Consider the following 20,058-nt stretch of genomic DNA (forward strand, 5'->3'; position numbering starts at 1 on the left):
CACTATTTATGAAGTCTGAACGTGGCATAGGCATAATTGCACTGATTTTTTCGCTGTTGATTATCGGCGGATTTCTCGTGTTCAGCATTTATCTTATTCGTCTAGATAATATTGTACGGGACAAATTCGAAGGTCAACGTTGGGATATTCCAGCCAAGGTATTTGCACGTCCTTTAGAAATTTATACCAATGCGCCTGTAAGCCAAGCAGACCTCAACCAAGAACTGAAACTTTTGGGCTATAACGCTCAGGACAGCTATGCGAAAACAGGGAGTTACGTTACTTCTGGCAATGTGACCTATATCCATACGCGTGGTTTTGACTTTGGTGATAGTGTCGACCCTGAACAAGTTCTTAAAGTGACTTTTGGTGAAAATCAAATCACTGAAGTGAGTGCGACCAAGCCTTCAAGTAGTGGTATTGCCCGTTTAGAGCCGATGTTAATTGGTGGTATTTATCCTCAGCACAATGAAGACCGTGTGCTGATCAAACTTGATAAAGTGCCAAAGCCTTTAATCCAAGCTTTAATTGCTACAGAAGACCGTAATTTCTATCAGCATCATGGGATTTCGATTCGTGGTACAGCACGTGCCATCGTAAGTAATATCACTGGTGGTAAACGTCAAGGTGGTTCGACCCTCACTCAACAATTGGTGAAAAATTTCTATTTATCGCCTGAAAAAACCATTAAACGTAAGGCCAATGAAGCCTTAATGGCGATGCTGATTGAACTTCACTATGACAAAGATGAAATTCTTGAAGCTTATTTAAATGAAGTGAATTTAGGTCAAAACGGTAACTATTCAATCAATGGTTATGGTTTAGCCTCACAATTCTATTTTGGTTTACCACTGCGTGAATTAAATATTGCTCAGCAGGCGTATTTAGTCGGTCTGGTTCAAGGCCCGACCCTATTTAATCCGTGGAAAAACCCTGAAGGTGCGATTAAACGCCGTAATATTGTGTTAAACAATATGGTGGTCATGGGCTATTTAACTCAGGAACAATATGAAACTGAGTCAGCACGTCCATTGAATGTCATTACAAAACCAACATTGGGCCCTTCTCGCTTCCCAGACTATATGGATATCGTGCGTCGTCAACTGCGTACTGAATACCAAGAAAGCGATTTGACCAATCAAGGTCTGCGTATTTTCACCGCGATGGACCCGATTGCTCAAACTCGTGTACAAACTGCATTTAAAGAATCTGTGGCACGTTTAAGTAATGCCAATCCAGCACGCTTGAAAGAATTACAAGGCGCGGTACTGGTGTCTCATCCTGAAAATGGTGAATTGGTTTCAGCAGTCGGTTCAACGCAGGACTTTACCGGCTTTAACCGTACGATGGATGCTAAACGTCAAGTCGGTTCATTGCTAAAACCTGTGATTTACCTCAGTGCGATAGAATCCAACCGCTATAACTGGGCGAGTCAAATTGAAGACAGCCCTATCAGCATTCAAAGTGATGGCAAAGCTTGGACACCGAAAAACTATAGTGGTGGTGCACATGGTGTCGTACCAATGGTCGATGCCCTATCAAACTCTTATAACCTCTCTGCGGTACGCTTAGGTCAAGAGTTCGGTATGTCGACTTTTATTAACCATTTGAAAAAGTTTGGTGTGACTTCTAATATTCCAAACTACCCTTCGATTTACCTCGGTGCTATCGATATGTCACCGATGGAAGTGATGAGTGTCTATGGAAACTTTGCAACCGGTGGCTTCAAATATCCAGTGAAAGCTATTCGTTCAGTGGTCGATGCCAATGGTCGTTTATTAGATCGTTATAGCTTAACGGTACAACCGACTATTGCACCTGATGCTGCCTTTATCTTGAACTACGGTTTACAACAAGTCATGAGTTCAGGCACAGGCCGTTCTGCTTATGTATCATTACCAGCTTCACTCAAACTTGCAGGTAAATCAGGGACAACCAATGATACGCGTGACTCATGGTTTGCAGGTTATTCAGGTAATTATTTAAGTGTGGTTTGGTTAGGTTTAGACAACAACAAAGTTACAGGCTTAACTGGTTCGTCAGGAGCACTTCCTGTTTGGACCAATGTGATGAAGCAGTTACGTCAAAAACCAGTTAATTTACGTCAACCAGACAGCGTACAGTGGCATTGGTTAGACGGTTATTCAGGTAATTTATCTGCGCAGCATTGTACAGGTGCGATGTATATTCCTCTTTCGCGCAACTCCATTCCAAATCAAGCTACGGCATGTGGTTCGACACAATATGAAGTAGAACCTTACACAGTTGATACTGAAGAGACGCAGCCAACTCAGGAACAAAATGATAGTTTAGGTGACTACATTCGTGAAAGTGATGTCGATAATGATCAGGGTTCATCTGATCAACCTCGCATCATCTCAAGTGGAGAGTATTCAAATTAAACTGCAAAACATTAAAGTTTTAAAAACGTTCAGTATTCTGAGCGTTTTGACGATCATTTTGGCAGGTTGCCAAACCATGATCGAACCTGAGCAAAAGCCGCCTGCTGCACCTGAAAAAAAGGCAGATATCCATGACCCTTCTGGGGTCATCATTACGCCATATGACCATCCAGAAATTAAGCGTCAACGTATCGTTATTCCTGAGCAGAAAACCCAAATTCAAAAGTTTGATGATGGCCGCGACTTACCTGCATTCAAAAAATTGATGCAAACTACGCAAACCGCTTATGCCAATGGAAAATGGAATGAAGCTGAAAGTGCGGCAACTCAAGCACAGCGTTTGGCACCACAATCTGCGGAAACTTTTTTATATTTGGCAATGATCGCCAATCGAAAAAGTCAGCCTGCGAATGCAGAATCGTTGGCACTGCGCGGATTAAGCTATGCTCAAACCAAGCCGATGAAACAACAGCTTTGGAATGTTGTTTTAAAAGCCGGTCAAATGCAAAAGAAAAGCAGCACCATTCAAAAAGCCCAACAAGCCATCAAAGCTCTTTAAGCACCCATAAAAAAAGCCTGATCTTAATTGAGATCAGGCTTTTTTATTTAAAACATACTCAAAGTAAGTTTATTTCTCATAGTTATTATTAAATAATGTTACGCAGTAACATCAGAAGCATAATTTGATCTAAATAAAATACGATACACGGTAACGTCATCCGCAAGCGTTTGAGACAAGACCACATCTATTTAAAAATATTTTTGCGATACTTTGGATAAATTGACGCTAGCGAACGAGTTTTGTCGGTGAGGTGCATTGCACCGCAAGATGGTTTCCTTGTGAAGCACGCTTCTCATTTTGCCTAATGAGAAGCATCGTTTCGTACGAGTACCTCCAGCCGAAGGCTAATCCCTTTATTCAATCTCTAGATTTAAGACTCCGTCGTATCGGTTTAAAAATCATTTTAAAAATGCGTAATTATTTTTACGGGCGTAACATCAGTAAATAGCTTACAAATAGTAAGTCTATTTCTAACCAACCTTCACTGAATTTTACATAACGACTTTCAAATACGACTTTAATTCAATATACACATTCTAGTTTCTAAAAACTGCGAATACCTGCCACCCCATAAGCATGATGCTGCTGTGCAATAGGTAGCAATTCAGGACGCATGCCACCTAAAGCAAAAACAGGGATTTCTATGCCTCGTGCAATCTCAGAAAAATGCGCCCATCCCATACCTTGCGCCTCTGGATGACTTTGTGTCGCCAGAACTGGGCTCATAAAAATAGCCTCACAGCCAATTTTTTGCGCATGCAGCGCAGAAACTTGATCATGACAAGCTGCGATATAGCGCTTCCCAAGCTGTAAATCACCTTTATTTTTTTTCAGCAATTGGTGCTGCTTAAGATGTAAAGCCGAAATATGTGCTTGCACCTCTGTAGAGAGTAATGACCATAGAGCTTCATTAATTATCAATTGCTTTAAAATCACGGTAGGTAATTGATTTAATGCCTCTGCATTTTCTGCGCTGGCATCGACTCGCCAATAATACAACAGCGTCTCTTGAAGCGTTTCAAATGTTGGTAGATCGGCGGTGATTTTGATCTGTTGCTGCCAATATAAGCGCTGCAAAATAGCTTGATTGGCCTTTGGAAAATTCAAACTCATAAGTTGTTGACGCGAATACCAGGCCCATGGCTTTTGGATTTCATTCAGCAACGCATGCGGGACGGTGGCATGAAATAAATGTAATTTCACAACAACATCATCATATTCATGCTGAATAAAATCAAAAGCATGCCAGTCGTGTAAACCAATGCCAACTTCTTCAAAAATTTCACGACGACACGCTTGTTCAGGACTTTCCCCCTGCTCAACTTTACCACCCGGAAACTCATGTTTATTGCCCTGATGCTGTTTTGCTTCACGCCAACCCACCAGTACTTTGTCTTGATGCAATAAAATCGCAATGGCGACATCGATTTGCGGTTTCGACATAGTTCCCTGCTCTCTACTCTGTTCCAATTGATATCCAAGTGTAAGCAAATTTATCTTTTTTATAAAATCCTAAAATTACCGTTGACAGGTCTATTCGATAATGATTATCATTTAAACCATTCAGAAATACACCACGGAGTCGACGGAATGAACGCACCATTTAGCCTTTTTACTCGTAGCAATGAAGCACACCACTCGCTGCCAATGCTACATTCAAACAACCTTTTTGCCTTAGGACGTGAAATTCGTATTATGCATGCAGGTGAAGAATATCGACTACGTTTAACACGAAATAATCGCCTTATTTTGACCAAATAATTTCTGATAAAAATAATAATTATCAGCGCAATAAAAATAATCGTGGACACAAGCAGTAAGCCAGCCGCTTACTGCTTTTTTAAGTTTTGTACTTAGTCAAATTAAGCTTTATAACTACTCAAACTTAATTTAAATCGCAACACTCATCTTCCTCTCACAACAATCTTTCGCTTAAATTCAATAGGGCAAATCATGTTTTTAGCGGAATGGAAAAATGAGTTGTACCTTTAAGCCGCCCAGTTCAGAGGCTTTCACACTTAATTGACCTTGATGTAACTGTACAATTTTTTGGGCAATTGAAATACCTAAACCTGAACCTTGCGTCTTCGTTCCCAATACTCGGTAAAATCGCTCGCCAATGCGTTGCAATTCTGCGACTGTCAGTCCCGCACCTTGATTCTCGATCGTCCAAACCGCCTGCTGTGATGTTACCGTTAAATCAATCTTTACCTGTCCTTGCGTAGGACTATAGCGAATAGCGTTATCGACTAAGTTTCGCAGACAGCTAAACATCAACTCTGCGTTCATCTCAAACTGTACAGACTGGGTCTGGAGCTTCAATTCGATCTGCTTTTCTTCAATAAAAGGCTGTAAAGCGTCAAGGACTTGTAAACTCAGCTGTTCTAAGTCGTCTTGTTTTTTATCTAATTGCTCCGATTGCGTCGGGTCGAGCCGTGCCAAAATTAGTAGATTTTCCAACACGCGTGTTCCTCGATTAACATCGTGCTGTATGCTCAATAAATCCTGCTGAATGTCGGGATATTTTCGTTTTAATACCTGAAGTCGCATTTGAATCGCAGACAATGGTGAGCGTAATTCATGTGAGGCATCGGAGGTAAAACGCTGTTCCGCCTCTAAGGCTTGATCTAATCGGCTTAATAAAAAATTCAGCTGTGTTTGGATCGGCTCTAGTTCTTGCAATACAGGTTCAGGTAAGACGATGGCTTGTAAGTCATCTACATTTTTTTCAGCGATTTGTTTGGAAAATAGCTGTAAAACTTTCAATTGACGTTTAATCAAAATATGTAGTAATAGCCATTGGATCAACCAAACTATCAACAAAATCCCTGCATAGCCTAGTACGCTTTGCAGCGTTTCTCTGAGCCGTGTTTTCATCGGTTGAATGATTTGTACGGTTAATCCATCGTCCTGAAGTGCATAGCTACGCCAAAGCGCTCCGTCTCTCCATTGATAATGTAGCCCCTGTTTTAAATTGGGCTGATGTTCAAATGCTGTGTGTTGTTCCGATGTGGTTAAGACTTGCGACCCTTGTATGAGTTGATATTGCATATCAAACTCTTCACTCAGCTCATCTATTTGTTCGTCTTGCTTCAGCGTTAGATCAGTAGCAGTAAGCATATCTGCCACTTCGTCCATCAGGGCATCGTGTACATTCATGATGTGATACAAACCAAATCCCAACATCAGACACAGAGAGATTGCTCCCGCCCAAATTGCACTGAGCAGTGAGGTTTTAATCAGCTGCGACTGTAAGGAAATGCTTTTTTTATCACTCATAAACTTAACTTTTTTGCGGAAGATTCATGCGATAACCCAAACCTCTTAAGGTTTTAATGTAATCACTGCCAATCTTCTTACGCAATTGGTAAATAAAAACTTCGATCGCATTACTTTCCACTTCATCGCCCCAAGCATAGAGTGATTCTTCGAGTTTGCTACGCGTCATAATATGCTCTGGATTTAACATCATCTTATGCAAAATTTGATATTCACGCGAAGTCAACGTAATCAATTCCGCATTTTTACGCAGCGTTTTAGCTTGTACATCTAAACTTAAATCCCCGAAAGTCAGAGAATTATCACGCTGTTGATGATGCAAACGTAATTGGGCACGTACCCTTGCTGACAACTCCTCCAAGCTAAAGGGTTTCACCAAATAATCATGGGCTCCCAGATCTAAACCTTCTACACGATCTGCAATACTGTCACGAGCTGTAATGAATAAAACTGGTGTAAGCGGATGCAACTGTACGATACGTTTTAAAATTTCATCACCAGTTACTTTTGGTAAGCCACGATCTAAAAGTATGCAATCATATTGATGTTGTTCTAAAGCCAAAATAGCGTGATCGCCGCGATCAACCCAATCGACACTATAGCCATCCATTTCAAGCCATGTTTTTATACTGTCTGCTTGGGATGCATCATCTTCTGCCAATAAAATTCGCATCTTACCTACCCTATTTCTATGGTTCCGACTTCAGTGTATCGAACTTTTGCTCATATCTACTCATATCATAAAAAAACCACAGCAAGCCGTGGTTTTTTATGGAGCAGCACTGAAATGAATAACAGGCTAAATTAAAATTTTACTTGATCGACATCAACTTCAACGCGTTTCGTCGGTTTGTAATCAATGTCGATTTCACCAATGAGCGTTACTGGTGTTTTAGCTGAAATCGCTTTGCCTTGCCAAAGTTGATCATCAATATCCACTGTAATGCTGCCTGTGCTATCGCGGAACTGATATTTTTCATCGCCCATCGATTTGACAACATAACCTTTCAATTGAACTTTACTATCATCTTTTAAGCCTAAGGCATGTTTCACTGATGTGGTTTTCATCGGTGCAACAGCTGTTTGATTAACTGCTGTATTCGCGACTGCAACCGATGCCACACCTGCAAATGCTAAAACACATACCAATTGAGTGAATGTTTTCATCTTCGGTCTCTCTTACTTTGTCTATTTCGATAGCACTATTTAAACAAAGCAAGATGAGTCGAATCTTAAGCTGCAAAGACGTTTTTATTTATTTGATCAAACCATTAGTTGAGCGGTACGACACGCAGGACTTCCTCTAAAGTCGTCACCCCTGCAAGTACTTTACGCGCACCTGCAATTCGTAATGGCTCGACATGCTCTTTACGTGCCTGTGTACGTAGTTGGGTTAGATCTGCATTGGCACCAATCAATTGCTTGGTTTCAATACTGAGTGGCATAAATTCATAAATTCCCACACGGCCTTTATAACCCGTTTGACGGCATTCATCACAGCCCACCGCCTCGTAGACAAAATCAGGCATTTGTATCGCATATTCAAAGGTCAAATGTTTCCACTCTTGTTCATTGATAAAAGTCTCACGCTTACAATGTGGACAGAGTTGACGAACCAAACGTTGTGCCAAAACCCCTAAAATGGTCGCTGCCGTTAAAAAAGGCTGAATCCCCAGATCATGTAATCGCGTCAAACTCGATGGTGCATCATTGGTATGTAAAGTTGAAAGCACCAAATGACCTGTTAATGCAGCTTGGATCGCCATATTTGCCGTATCATGATCTCGGATCTCCCCGACCATGATAATGTCAGGGTCTTGACGCATTAAAGCCCGTACACCATCGGCAAAGCCTAGATCAATCCCTGTATTCACCTGCATTTGGTTAAAACTTGGCTCTAACATCTCAATCGGGTCTTCAATGGTGCAGACATTCACTTCTTCGGTTGCCAATTGTTTGAGTGATGAATAAAGCGTGGTGGTTTTACCCGAACCCGTCGGACCGGTCACTAAAATAATACCGTGACTATGACTGGTTAAGGCCTTCCAATCATCCAACAGACGCCCTTCAAAACCGAGCTGTTGGAAACTACGTACCAAGACTTCAGGGTCAAAAATACGCATGACTAACTTTTCACCAAAGGCTGTTGGCAGCGTCGATAAACGTAGCTCTGTTTCTTGGCCTTTGGGTGTACGGGTTTTTAAACGTCCATCTTGCGGCTTACGCTTTTCCGCCACATTCATCCGTCCTAAGATCTTAATTCGCGAGACCACGGCTGTCAGGGTATTTGCGGGCATGTTGTAGATGGTATGCAATACGCCATCGATACGAAAACGCACCTTTCCTGTATCTTTACGCGGCTCGAGGTGAATATCACTTGCACCTTGTTCGAAGGCAAACTGTAAGACCCAATCCACAAGCTTCACAATATGCTGATCATTGGCATCTGGATTTTGTGTATCACCTAATTGTAATAGTGCTTCAACGCCTTTATTTTCACGGTCATAACTCGATGATTTTTGCGAATTACTGACCGCACGACTCACTTGGTAATATTCAACCAAGTAACGCTGTAGTTGGTCTGGACTGAGTAATACACGCTGAATCTTCCGTGGTAAAACTGTTCTCTCTAAATTGGCAATCCATTCATTTTTATAAGGTTGATCCGTTGCAATCAGCACATGCTCATTTTGTAATTCAACCGCTAAAATGCGATTTCGTACTGCAAATTCCTGAGACATAATGGCTGTCAAAGCAGGCACATCAGCTTTTAAAGGATCGATAATATAAAACGGTACACCAGACTTTTCTGCCAACCATTGGCAAAGTCTATTCAATGTTAAGGTAGACTGTGGATGACTCTGATCGACTAAATTAAAATTGGCAATCCATTGTAAAGGATGCCATTTCAACTGCTCACGCTGACGGTGCGTGGTTTGAATCAGCATTTTGTCCCGCTCAGTAATTCGCCCGTCTTTTTGTAATTGGTCTAAACACCATGAAGTGTCAATTTCAAAATTAAAAGTCATTGTTCTATGTTCCCCAAACATAAAACCACTATAGCAAAAAATTCTAAAGGCACGCTTGTGTCATTCGTGTTTTGCACATAGATTTTCTGAAAGCATACTATTTTTTTTATTAATGAAATCATTCATAAATTTAAGCTATAATAAAGTTGCCTATCAGGGCTTTATAATTACGATATAAGAAGATTTATGATGAAAATAAAAATATTAGCAATTTGTACCATGACTATTCTTAGCTTAACTGCCTGCGGCGGTGGAAACTCAACCTCTAATAATGACTCCAGCGAAAATCCAACGATACCAAATGCTGCTTTCCAACAGTGGTCAACTTTTGAACTCGACAGTGAAAGTGATGTGCTGTCATACGAAAGTGATACTGCAACTATCGATAATGGTAAACTATATACTTCAGAAAGTAGCGATTCATTTATGGTCACAGCTAATGGCTTGTATGATGAAGGATCTCTACACAGTTCGTATGGCTATCTGAATGGCAATATATCCATTGCAAATAATGTGTGGACGCTAAGTCCTCATTCCTCTATTAATTCATCAGATCTAAAAATTACGACAACAATGAAGTCCTTCAATCTTGAAGGTGAAATCCTAGCATCTCAAGTTGATGCCTATAATTATTGGATCATAAAAAATAATATTACTGATTCAAGCAACTATATTTCTAACGATGCTCTCAAATACTTAACAGCTATTTCAAATATTAAGTTTCCCGCTGGTTCTCGCTGTTTACAATTAAATAAAGTATCAAATAGTGAACAGTATTTAGATTTAACAGATTCCTCAGATAGTGATAGTCAAAGTTTTTTAGCTGACTGGTGGGCTGATCTTAGTACAGATATTACTGCGAAAAAATACATCATGAAAGATACTGTAGCCTATACCGTAGCTGATGATGAGAGTGAATATGGCGTAGCTCAATATAAAAATCGTTTTTATGACGCTTACCTATCTCCTAAAGGAGTGGAATACAATATGCAGGGTTTAATTAAGGTTATTGATAATTGGATAAATACTTCAACTAATCCTACTCAAAAAACTCAATTTTTAGAGTTTAAACAATTAGCTGAGAACTCTTGCAGCATGTATAACGATGTTGCTCTTAACGCAATCAAACAAAGTTTTGCAGCAAATAAATAATTTACACATTTAATAAAAAAGGAGCTAAAAGCTCCTTTTTTATTAAGATATATCAATAATCAGAATTTGTAGATCACAGACCTGAAATTTTACATTCAATCCACCAAATAACATGCCATACACACGTTCATCATCATGCTGATAAGCAGGACGTGGATCTAAACTCAATACTTGTTCCAGTTCTGCTGTTAATTGTTCGGTTAAATTGCCATTATTCAAAAATACCTGTTTTTGTTGCTCAGCGTGCTCTGACCAAATCACAGATTTTCTTTCTGGCTCATCCTGCGCATAACCGCTTTGCGCATCCATCACTGCATCTGAATACTGAATATACGGTTTGATATCTAAAATTGGTGTTCCATCCAACAAATCACTACCGACCACATAGACACATACCGATTTTCCGACTTTTTTCACTCCTTTGAGCTGCACAACCGACAAGCCCAAAGGTGACGGTCGGTACATACTTCGTGTCGCAAATACCCCGATTTTTTGATTACCACCTAAACGCGGAGGACGAACTTGCGGACGAAATTTTGTCGAATCTGCATTTTTATTTTCATGAAACTGCCAAATCAGCCAAAGATGACTAAAATCATCAATCCCTTCGAAAGCCAATAAATCGTTATAAGGTTCTACCATTTCAATATAAGATTCGACTTGCACCAAATTCGGCTGACGTGGAATACCAAATTTTTCTCGGTAGGGAGATTTCATATACCCGATAATTGGCATTTTAAGCTCAGACATAATCACTTTTTCTGATAAGTTCAATTAAATATATTCAGTTTATCGAGAATGATTTTAGATTAGAATAGTAAGCTGTTCTAATTTGATAATTTTATTGAGACCTTTAATGGCTGCTTTTAACGTCGAAAAGATTACTCACGTCCACCATTGGAATGACACTTTATTCTCTTTTAAAACCACTCGCGATACTGCGTTACGTTTTAAAAACGGTCAATTTGTGATGATCGGCCTTGAAGTAAATGGTAAGCCTTTAATGCGCGCTTATTCTATTGCAAGCGCAAACTATGAAGAAGAATTAGAGTTTTTCTCTATTAAAGTTCCAGATGGTCCTTTAACGTCTATTTTACAAAAAGTAAAAGTTGGCGATGAAATTTTAGTGTCTAAAAAACCTACAGGTACTTTAGTTCTAGATGACTTAAACCCTGGTAAAAACTTATACCTACTTTCTTCAGGTACAGGTCTTGCACCGTTCCTTTCTGTAATTCGTGACCCTGAAACTTACGAACGTTTTGAAAAAATCATCGTTGTACATGGTACACGTTTCATTTCGGAATTGGCTTATCAAGATTTAATCTTAGATGAAATTCCTAACCACGAATTCTTTGGTGAATTAGGCGCGAAAGAAAAATTGGTTTACTACCCTACGGTAACTCGTGAAGAATTCCATACTCAGGGCCGTGTAACTACTGCCATTGAATCTGGTCAACTTTTCGAAAAAATTGGTCTTCCTCGTTTCAACCCTGAAACTGACCGCGCAATGCTTTGCGGTTCACCTGCATTCCTAGACGACGTTGCTGCACTACTTGACCAGCACGGCCTGAAAGAATCTCCTAAGATGGGAGTTCTAGGCGACTACGTGATCGAGCGTGCATTCGTTGAAAAATAATTAGCTGTAAATTAAAAAGCGCATGTCATCATGCGCTTTTTTTTATCTATATGCCACTCATGACTGATACAGCTATTTTTCTTCTTTTACCTTCAATTCATCAATAATTTTTGCTCTCCACTCTAAACCTTTATTTGTAGCACGAGGTAATTCATTTGAAAGAGTAATCTCAACACTATCATCTGGGTATAAATGGACAGCTAAATATTTTTTATCTTTTAAATTTTCATTCGTCAATGTGGGGACATTGGTTGCAATATGCTTTTTAGAGCTATTACCTTCTCCCCATTTAATATATTGAGTTCCTGTTATCACTGCTGATCTTTTCGTTCCACTACCTAGCCCTCCACCTAACTCTTCTCCATTTAATTCAACAATATAAGGAATATATCTTGCATCATAACCATAAGATGTTGTGGTCAACACATAAGTTTTTGTTGAATTAGTATTACACCCTATTAAACTCATTGCTGAAAGCATAATAAGCATTAAATTCGTTTTTAAAACTTTCATCATTATCCTTTTAAAAATATTGGGTTTTAATTTATTTAATTAAAAATAATAATCAAAGAAAATTAAAAATATTATCCATTAGAAACGAAGAACCAAAAGGAAAATTTATCCTATTTATCACTAGTAAACTGCCAATATATATTCGCATCCATTTCAAAATGCCCCCCCGAATGGCATCTACTTATTCAGTCAGATACCAAATCGTTAGACCCCAAGGATTATCTTTAATCTCAGGCATACCTTCTCCTTGATTAAAATGACGTTTTTCCATGTTATTCGCAGGACTATACCATTCACCTGTTTTAGGGCAAATTTGTCCTGCTTCGCATCTTAGAGTTTTTGTACTAGGATTACTTATATCCTTCTCGCAAGGTACAAATTCTCGGGCAAATTTAACCAAATCTTTTGGATAAATCATATGTGTTATTTCGCTATCATCTAAATCTAGCAAATAAACGTAAGCAGCAGCTTCTATAGCCCAATAGCCAAAATAACCTCCATTTTCCATTTTATGTAAGTCATACCATGGAGCACTTTCAAATGCGGGATACCATAATTTCAAATATTCCTGTATATCCTGAATACTCTCTTCTTTAGTATCTCTATATTTACTAAAAATTAATAGGCGATATGGATTATCAAAAAACCATTGATCTACATCATATCTATCCGTCAACTCAAATGATAAAAAGTCCTCATACAGCGTATCTAATTGTTCTGTTTGCTCATGGTAAATTTTGTCTTGCATCGCTGCAATACGTGGTAATAAGTCTCTTCTATGTAATAGATAACACAGTCCTATCAACTGCATACATCTTTCGTACTCATCTATAGCTGTAAAATAAAATGGTGCCCAATCTTTATCCTTCTCGTCTTTGCGTAAGGCTATTGTATATTCTTCATATTTCGTAATTATATTTTCTAATTCTATTCTGAGAGGTTGAATCGACTTACCAATTGTATAATGTAAACTAAATAATTGATAAGCTTCTTCAGCGATATAATAATTTAACCGTCTTAAATCATTTATGGATCCATTATACTCAATTTTTTTTGAACCAATCTATGATAAGAGTTTAATAAGTACTTCGTGATTTCAATATAAGTATTTTCAGTTAGAAAAATTTGTCGAATTTGTTTTTTATAGATGTCCATATCTATTCCAACATACCCCGAATGGCATCCACTTATTCAGTCAGATACCAAATCGTTAGACCCCAAGGGTTATCTTTAATCTCAGGCATAACATCACCCTGTTTAAAATGACGTTTTTCCATGTTATTCGCAGGACTATACCATTCACCTGTTTTAAGGCAAATTTGTCCTGTTTCGCTTCTTAGCGTTTTTGCACTTGGGTTACTTATATCATTTTCGGAAGGTACAAATTCTCGGGCAAATTTAACCAAATCTTTTGGATAAATCATATGTGTTATTTCGCTATCATCTAAATCTAACTGATAAACGTAAGCAGCAGCTTCTATAGACCAATATCCAAAGTACAAACCTTCATCCATTTTATGGGTATCATGCCAAGCTGCACTTTCAAATGCGGGATACCATAATTTCAAATATTCCTGTATATCATGAATACTCTCTTCTTTAGTATCTCTATATTTACTAAAAATTAATGGGCGATATGGATTATCAAAAAACCATTGATCCACATCATTTCTATCCGTCAACTCAAATGATAAAAAGTCCTCATACAGTGTATCTAATTGGTCTGTTTGCTCATGGTAAATTTTGTCCTGCATCGCTGCAATACGAGGTAATAAGTCTCTTCTGTGTAATAGATAACAGAGTCCTATCAACTGCATACATCTTTCGTACTCATCTATAGCAGTAAAGTAAAATGGTGCCCAATCTTTATCCTTCTCGTCTTTGCGCAAGGCTATTGTATATTCTTAATATTTCGTAATTACATCTTCTAATTGAATTCTAAGTGTAGAAATATCAAACCCGGCAGTAAAATTTAGACTTAATAAATCATAAGAATGTAGTGATAAGTAATAATCTAATCTTCTTATATCAGATGGACTGTCTTCATATATTTTTTTACTTTCTAAAATTTCAATAGGTAATTCTTTTAAAAATATATTTACTCTATTGTAAACTTCATCTGTTAAAAATAATTGTCTTTTCTTTTTATCAAAAATCATTCTTATTCCAAAAATAATGCCCCTAAGGGCATAAATCATTCTTCACCATCAAACTGCCAGTACACATCACCCCAATCACTTTCAAAATCAGGAAAAATATCTCCTTGTTTAAAATATTGACGTGAGTTTTCTTTAGCAAAAGTATACCAATTACCTTCGTGAGGACATGGACTACCGGCAATAACAATATCTATTCTTTCTGGTTCTTGAACTTCAACTTCCACTCGTTTTAATTCAGGCCAAGTGCTGTCTTCATCAAATCGTGCAATCCATTGCTTTGAACTTACGGCATCAAAACGTGGATTTGGATCATCTGACCACGCATCCAAAGTGGTCAGTTTTAAGTTATCACAACGTATCGGTTTAATTAGTTCATTTGCCATCACCAATAAATCAGGAACACCTTCTTCAACTGGATAAAGTGAAAGCTCTCCCAAACGTATCCATAAGTTGTATTTTGTTGAATCTTCTGGGTCTATAATTTTAGTAATTTCAATTCGTGGATCATTTAGTTTTTCACGAATTTGTTCTTCACTCAAGTCTAGTTTCTCTAGCCAGTAGGGGGAAAGTAAAAAGCACCATGTAGGCGTACGAATACCACCACCTAACCCATCCCGATCATCTGCAATAAACATATTTTCATGAGAAAACTCCATACCAGGATGATCAATATCGAGTCCATAAAAATAATCTGAAAATGTGCGTTCAACAGTTTCGAACTCAGGTGAAATATAAGCAAACTGTCCAGTATTACCTATTTCATAACCGCTATAAGCTTGTATTGGATTGAGTTGTCTTAAAATTTTTTCAACAAAAGTGTGCCAAACCATCTTATTGGTTTTATACCATTGATCGCCAAAAGTTAATTTAATACTAGAATAGCGCTCATTTGAGTCTCGAATATTACTTTCTAAAGCCCAACGTGCACTCTGTGTATCCGCCTCGGCTGATGTTGCACCTATAAAATATACAAAATATTTTTTAAAGATTTTATGCATTTCAACTAAAAGCTCATCTCGGCTTCTAATCCATTTATCAGCCTTTTTCCAAACCTCAGTGTCACTCCTAAACCTTAATTGAAAAGGTTTATCTATTATGGTTTTTTCAAATTCAATATAAATATCTAAAACTTTATTTAGTAGATCTTCAGCATTTTCTTGATGCATGTACAAAGTGATATAGGGGCAAATACCAAACTCTTTCTTTTCCTCTCCATAAATTATGGAAGTATCCTGAGGAATATCTCGAGCCAATTCAGCTATTTCTTGTTCATTTAAATAAAGTTGTACTGTACTCATAAAATATTCGTTAATTTATACTTCTATTTTTTAGAGATCCAAGATTATCAAGCCCCGAAGGCATAAATTACTCTTCACCATCAAACTGCCAATACACATCGCCCCAATCACTTTCAAAATCAGGAAAAACATCTCCCAAGTTAAAGTATTGACGTGAGTTCACTTTAGCAACTGTAAACCAATAACCCTGTTGAGGACATTTTTCCCAGCTTTAATTGAAAATTTATTATGATTTTCAAGAAAATTTATTACTGAAGTTTTGAGCTTGAATTTGTGATAAAATTCAACCAAATCTTTAGGGTAATATAAGTATTCATGTAAGACAGTATCATTCTCTATCTCTAACAGAATAACAGCGCACGCTGCTTCAAAAGCCCAGTATCCATAATAGCCACCTTCTGATTTATGAGTATCATGCCAAGGCGCACCTGATAAATCTTTGTACCAATTCTTTAAAAACTTACGGACAAAAGCTAAAGAAATTTCATTATCTTGATTTGAAAAGGCTTCACATAATAATAAGTAAGGTTTTGGTACTAATACTGTTGAACAATCATATCTATTTTCATCTGAAAAAGATAAATACTCTTCAATTAGCCAATCTTGAGCAAAATTTTCTCTCATTTCTCCGTCAATTAATTTCGCAACTCTAGGTAGTAAATCCTTTCGGTGGAGTAAATAACACAAACTGATTAACCAAATACATGGACAATAGCCATCAATAGTAAATAATTCAAAAACTGGTAAGTTTATATTTTTATGATAACTTCTTAATTTACTTCCATATTGCTCATAATAGTCAATAACTATTTCAAGTTGGCTTCTAATAAAAGATAAACTATTGCCAGCTGTATATTCCAATAAAAGTAGATTTAAATAGTTCTCTGCTACGATAGCATAAGAGTATACCCATCTTTCTTCTAGTGAATCACCAACACCTGTAGGATTTACTTTAAAAGTTTCAATAGTGTTCAGAGTTTCCGCCTTTAATGTTTCATACATTTGAGGTGTAAGAAATTGTTGTCTTTTTATATTAACTAAATCCATTTTATGCCCAAAAACTGCCCCAAAGTGCATATTTTCACTTATTCTTCACCATCAAACTGCCAATACACATCACCCCAATCACTTTCAAAATCAGGGAATATATCACCTTGTTTAAAATATTGACGTGAGTTTTCTTTAGCAAAAGTATACCAATATCCTGCATGAGGACATGGGCTACCGGCAATAACAATATCTATTCTTTCTGGTTCTTGAACTTCAACTTTCACTCGTTTTAATTCAGGCCAAGTGCTGTCTTCATCAAATCGTGCTATCCATTGCTTTGAACTTACGGCATCAAAACGTGGATTTGGATCATCTGACCACGCATCCAAAGTGGTCAGTTTTAAGTTATCACAACGTATCGGTTTAATTAGTTCATTTGCCATCACCAATAAATCAGGAACACCTTCTTCAACTGGATAAAGTGAAAGCTCTCCCAAACGTATCCATAAGTTGTATTTTGTTGAATCTTCTGGGTCTATAATTTTAGTAATTTCAATTCGTGGATCATTTAGTTTTTCACGAATTTGTTCTTCACTCAAGTCTAGTTTCTCTAGCCAGTAGGGGGAAAGTAAAAAGCACCATGTAGGCGTACGAATACCACCACCTAACCCATCCCGATCATCTGCAATAAACATATTTTCATGAGAAAACTCCATACCAGGATGATCAATATCGAGCCCGTAAAAATACTCCGTGAAAGTCCGTTCAACTGTTTCAAACTCTGGAGATACAAATGCAAATTGTCCTGTGTTTCCTATTTCATAACCACTATAAGCTTGAATTGGATTAAGTTGTTCCAGACATTTTTGAACAAAGGAGTGCCAAACAATTTGATTCGATCTATACCATTTATCACCGAAACTTAGTTTTAAAACTGAATATTCTTTTGTATGAATACAGATTTTACTTTCTAGCGCCCAACGAGCACTTTGGTCACGGCTATCACCTGATGTTGCACCTATAAAATACACTAAATGATTTTTATAGTTTTTATGCATTAATTCTATAAGCTCAGATCTATTATTTGACCATTTTTCCGATTTTTTCCAAACCTCTATATCATCTCTATAACGTAATTTAAATGGTTTATCTATAATATTTTTTTCAAAATCTTCATAAATATCAATTATTTTATTTATAATTTCTTCTACTTTATCGGCCGAATGGAAAAGATAAAAGGTGATATAAGGACAAACCCCAAACTCTTTATTTTCCTCTCCATACAAAATGGAAGTATCAAATGGAATATCACGAATGAGTTCTTCTATTTCTTCATTATTTAAATAAACTTGTGCTGTACTCATTATATTAATTTCCTCTTCTACCTCTTGTATTCCCTTGAGTTTGGGCTTTACTTTGATCCTTTGGTGTAGCATCTTCTGGATAACGAAACAGTGAAAGTTTAAATCCTTCACTGACCGTAATTCCACTCACTTTTTTTTCATTTTTTGATTGTGTACTCAAACGTCTATAAGTTAAAAATTGTTTTTCACCAATTCGATCCCCCTGAAACTTAATTTCCACTAAAGCGAAGATATTTGTCAATGAAATAGCTTCAGCTCGATATTCAGGAATCACTATATCTGCACTAATCGTACCATGTGCTTTGCTTGGCATTGGCCAAAAAGGATTAATATCACTACCTGAGCGGCTTAAGCGAGTTCCTTTAGATGGAGGACGTTGGAATTGTGACATTTTAGTAATATAAGGAAAACAAACTTCAGCTTTTAACGGCCCCCGCCATGTCAATAGTTCATCCATACACTCAATCATAAAATTAACAGCCAATTGTTTTAATCGAACAATAGTAAATTCTTCAATTGAAACATCAGCAAACTCTTCAGCAGTCATACTGAGTAGTTTAGCAACAACATCTACTTTACTTTTTGGCACAACATCCTTAAATTTTTGACCTCTTTTTGCACGCAATTGCACCATAGGCAACTGATCAGCAGTTTCACAGACTTTACTAATCACAGGTCTAAAAGGAATTTTTTGCATAATGGCAGCTTGAATACCAGTTACACTTGCCCCTCGGGTCCCGCTTGGCTTTGTAGTACTAGAAGATTGCTTATCTGAATTAGTAATTGCATTCAGTTGAGCCAATTCAGTTCTTTTATCTATATTATCTGAAATCTCCAAATCTAAAGATTTCATCATTTTTTTCATTTCGTCTTTAGCTTTTTTAATATTATCTTTATATGCTTCAACTTCTGTATATATATTCATTCCTACATGATAAAGCTCATAGGCTGCAATCGCATAACCAGCAATTTTAATAATCCCCAAGATAACAGGAACTGCCATTAATCTTCCCCTGTACGTTTAGCCATCGAGTCTAATTTATTTTCCCAATTTTCTGTAATACGTTCACTTTCTCTCATAATTGATTTATATACTTCAATTTTTGTACTTATTTCAGTTATAACTTGATCAGTAAAACCTTGATCATCAGTTATGCCTTCTTTTAAAACATTCCCACTCTTATCTTTAATAGAATATTTGTAACCTTCGAAATTTCGGCCATTTGTTTTAAAAAGCTGAAACCTCCCAGCGAAAGGGCCTTGAGCAAGGACTAATTGGGGTAGTTTCGGTAATTGTAATGCTTGCTTTGCTCCACCCACAAACTTATGCTGTCCCGCCTTTACTTCAAACTTTGCCGCAGTCGTTGGAAATATTCCTGCACTGGTAATTTTAAGTTGTGACCCACCAGCGGTAAGAATAATTTCCTTTGGACTTTTTATATCAACATTTTCTTCCGTGGAAATAATTTGAATACCTTTTCGTGCAATCAAATCTGCCCCATCTCCTTGGGCTTGGATTTCAACTTTGCCTTTGCCCGCATACGCACGTAAGCCTTCTTGTGCTGCAAATAGACTGATCTTGCTTTGTGCATGGGCAATTAAAGATTTTTGACTGCTGATATTGATGCTATCGCCCGCACTTTGGCTGATCTGTCTATCTGCTGAAAGATGAAT

General features: G+C 37.5%; 20 protein-coding genes and 1 pseudogene. 5 read left to right on the forward strand and 16 right to left on the reverse strand.

The features are described from left to right. Positions 1-8 precede the first annotated feature (8 nt). Complete coding sequence (gene mrcB / locus M5F03_RS04150; protein ID WP_249706768.1) at positions 9-2,402, forward strand: penicillin-binding protein 1B; 2,394 nt, start codon at positions 9-11, stop codon at positions 2,400-2,402. Between the two features lie 76 nt (positions 2,403-2,478). Beyond that, positions 2,479-2,961: a tetratricopeptide repeat protein gene (locus tag M5F03_RS04155; RefSeq protein ID WP_249706827.1), complete on the forward strand. Its 483-nt coding sequence runs from the start codon at positions 2,479-2,481 to the stop codon at positions 2,959-2,961. A gap of 546 nt (positions 2,962-3,507) precedes the next feature. Here the strand turns inward: M5F03_RS04155 and M5F03_RS04160 are convergent. Further along, the gene (locus tag M5F03_RS04160; protein ID WP_249706770.1) at positions 3,508-4,407 is read right to left on the reverse strand and encodes an NUDIX domain-containing protein; all 900 of its coding nucleotides are present in this window, start codon (positions 4,405-4,407) and stop codon (positions 3,508-3,510) included. Positions 4,408-4,554: 147 nt separating this feature from the next. On the opposite strand from M5F03_RS04160, the gene hemP reads away from it, so the two are divergent. Next, on the forward strand, positions 4,555-4,725 hold the full coding sequence (gene hemP, locus M5F03_RS04165) for a hemin uptake protein HemP (protein WP_078189103.1): 171 nt from the start codon (positions 4,555-4,557) through the stop codon (positions 4,723-4,725). 198 nt (positions 4,726-4,923) lie between these two features. On the opposite strand, the gene M5F03_RS04170 is transcribed toward hemP, so the two are convergent. The 4 genes from M5F03_RS04170 to tfpB all read right to left on the reverse strand — a co-directional run bounded on the left by M5F03_RS04170 (position 4,924) and on the right by tfpB (position 9,272). After that, positions 4,924-6,243 (reverse strand): sensor histidine kinase, encoded by a 1,320-nt coding sequence (locus M5F03_RS04170; protein ID WP_249706772.1) that lies wholly within the window; start codon positions 6,241-6,243, stop codon positions 4,924-4,926. A gap of 4 nt (positions 6,244-6,247) precedes the next feature. Next, a complete protein-coding gene (locus tag M5F03_RS04175; RefSeq protein WP_249706774.1) occupies positions 6,248-6,916 on the reverse strand; it encodes a response regulator transcription factor in 669 nt (222 codons plus the stop codon). A 131-nt stretch (positions 6,917-7,047) separates the two neighbouring features. Then, positions 7,048-7,410 carry a NirD/YgiW/YdeI family stress tolerance protein gene (locus tag M5F03_RS04180; protein WP_249706776.1) on the reverse strand — a complete coding sequence of 121 codons (363 nt, stop codon included), beginning with the start codon at positions 7,408-7,410 and terminating at the stop codon, positions 7,048-7,050. Positions 7,411-7,514: 104 nt separating this feature from the next. Further along, positions 7,515-9,272 carry a type IV pilus assembly ATPase TfpB gene (gene tfpB / locus M5F03_RS04185; protein ID WP_078194425.1) on the reverse strand — a complete coding sequence of 586 codons (1,758 nt, stop codon included), beginning with the start codon at positions 9,270-9,272 and terminating at the stop codon, positions 7,515-7,517. 186 nt (positions 9,273-9,458) lie between these two features. Between tfpB and M5F03_RS04190 the strand changes: the two genes are divergently transcribed. Then, the gene (locus tag M5F03_RS04190; RefSeq protein WP_249706778.1) at positions 9,459-10,424 is read left to right on the forward strand and encodes a hypothetical protein; all 966 of its coding nucleotides are present in this window, start codon (positions 9,459-9,461) and stop codon (positions 10,422-10,424) included. A 42-nt stretch (positions 10,425-10,466) separates the two neighbouring features. On the opposite strand, the gene tsaA is transcribed toward M5F03_RS04190, so the two are convergent. After that, the gene (tsaA, locus tag M5F03_RS04195; RefSeq protein WP_249706780.1) at positions 10,467-11,174 is read right to left on the reverse strand and encodes a tRNA (N6-threonylcarbamoyladenosine(37)-N6)-methyltransferase TrmO; all 708 of its coding nucleotides are present in this window, start codon (positions 11,172-11,174) and stop codon (positions 10,467-10,469) included. 106 nt (positions 11,175-11,280) lie between these two features. Here tsaA and M5F03_RS04200 point away from each other — a divergent pair, with 106 nt between their 5' ends. Then, positions 11,281-12,060, forward strand: a complete 780-nt coding sequence (locus M5F03_RS04200) for a ferredoxin--NADP reductase (protein WP_078189109.1) — start codon at positions 11,281-11,283, stop codon at positions 12,058-12,060. A 72-nt stretch (positions 12,061-12,132) separates the two neighbouring features. Here M5F03_RS04200 and M5F03_RS04205 read toward each other — a convergent pair whose 3' ends face one another. The 10 genes and pseudogenes from M5F03_RS04205 to M5F03_RS04245 form a co-directional block, all read right to left on the reverse strand. Continuing rightward, entirely contained in the window at positions 12,133-12,573 is a 441-nt protein-coding gene (locus M5F03_RS04205; protein WP_249706782.1) for a hypothetical protein, read from the reverse strand. A gap of 181 nt (positions 12,574-12,754) precedes the next feature. Next, a complete protein-coding gene (locus tag M5F03_RS04210; protein ID WP_249706784.1) occupies positions 12,755-13,384 on the reverse strand; it encodes a PoNe immunity protein domain-containing protein in 630 nt (209 codons plus the stop codon). Positions 13,385-13,760: 376 nt separating this feature from the next. Next, complete coding sequence (locus M5F03_RS04215; RefSeq protein WP_249706787.1) at positions 13,761-14,462, reverse strand: PoNe immunity protein domain-containing protein; 702 nt, start codon at positions 14,460-14,462, stop codon at positions 13,761-13,763. Between the two features lie 15 nt (positions 14,463-14,477). Further along, on the reverse strand, positions 14,478-14,771 hold the full coding sequence (locus M5F03_RS04220) for a hypothetical protein (RefSeq protein ID WP_249706789.1): 294 nt from the start codon (positions 14,769-14,771) through the stop codon (positions 14,478-14,480). Continuing rightward, positions 14,768-16,030, reverse strand: coding sequence for a type VI immunity family protein (locus M5F03_RS04225; protein WP_249706791.1), 1,263 nt, complete (start codon positions 16,028-16,030; stop codon positions 14,768-14,770). Before M5F03_RS04225 ends, M5F03_RS04220 begins: the two co-directional genes overlap by 4 nt. A gap of 67 nt (positions 16,031-16,097) precedes the next feature. Next, positions 16,098-16,235, reverse strand: a pseudogene (locus M5F03_RS16730) (type VI immunity family protein); the annotation flags it as partial. Then, on the reverse strand, positions 16,190-17,107 hold the full coding sequence (locus tag M5F03_RS04230) for a PoNe immunity protein domain-containing protein (protein ID WP_372491122.1): 918 nt from the start codon (positions 17,105-17,107) through the stop codon (positions 16,190-16,192). The gene M5F03_RS04230 and the pseudogene M5F03_RS16730, both read right to left, overlap by 46 nt. Positions 17,108-17,115: 8 nt before the next feature. Beyond that, the gene (locus M5F03_RS04235) at positions 17,116-18,384 is read right to left on the reverse strand and encodes a type VI immunity family protein (RefSeq protein WP_249706795.1); all 1,269 of its coding nucleotides are present in this window, start codon (positions 18,382-18,384) and stop codon (positions 17,116-17,118) included. A gap of 4 nt (positions 18,385-18,388) precedes the next feature. Continuing rightward, positions 18,389-19,387, reverse strand: coding sequence for a hypothetical protein (locus M5F03_RS04240; protein WP_180122666.1), 999 nt, complete (start codon positions 19,385-19,387; stop codon positions 18,389-18,391). Further along, positions 19,387-20,058, reverse strand: a 672-nt coding sequence (locus tag M5F03_RS04245; RefSeq protein WP_249706797.1) for a DUF2345 domain-containing protein, incomplete at its 5' end; no start/stop codon positions are given. The genes M5F03_RS04245 and M5F03_RS04240, both read right to left, overlap by 1 nt.

It is taken from the genome of Acinetobacter amyesii (genome assembly GCF_023499985.1).
Taxonomy (GTDB): domain Bacteria; phylum Pseudomonadota; class Gammaproteobacteria; order Pseudomonadales; family Moraxellaceae; genus Acinetobacter; species Acinetobacter amyesii.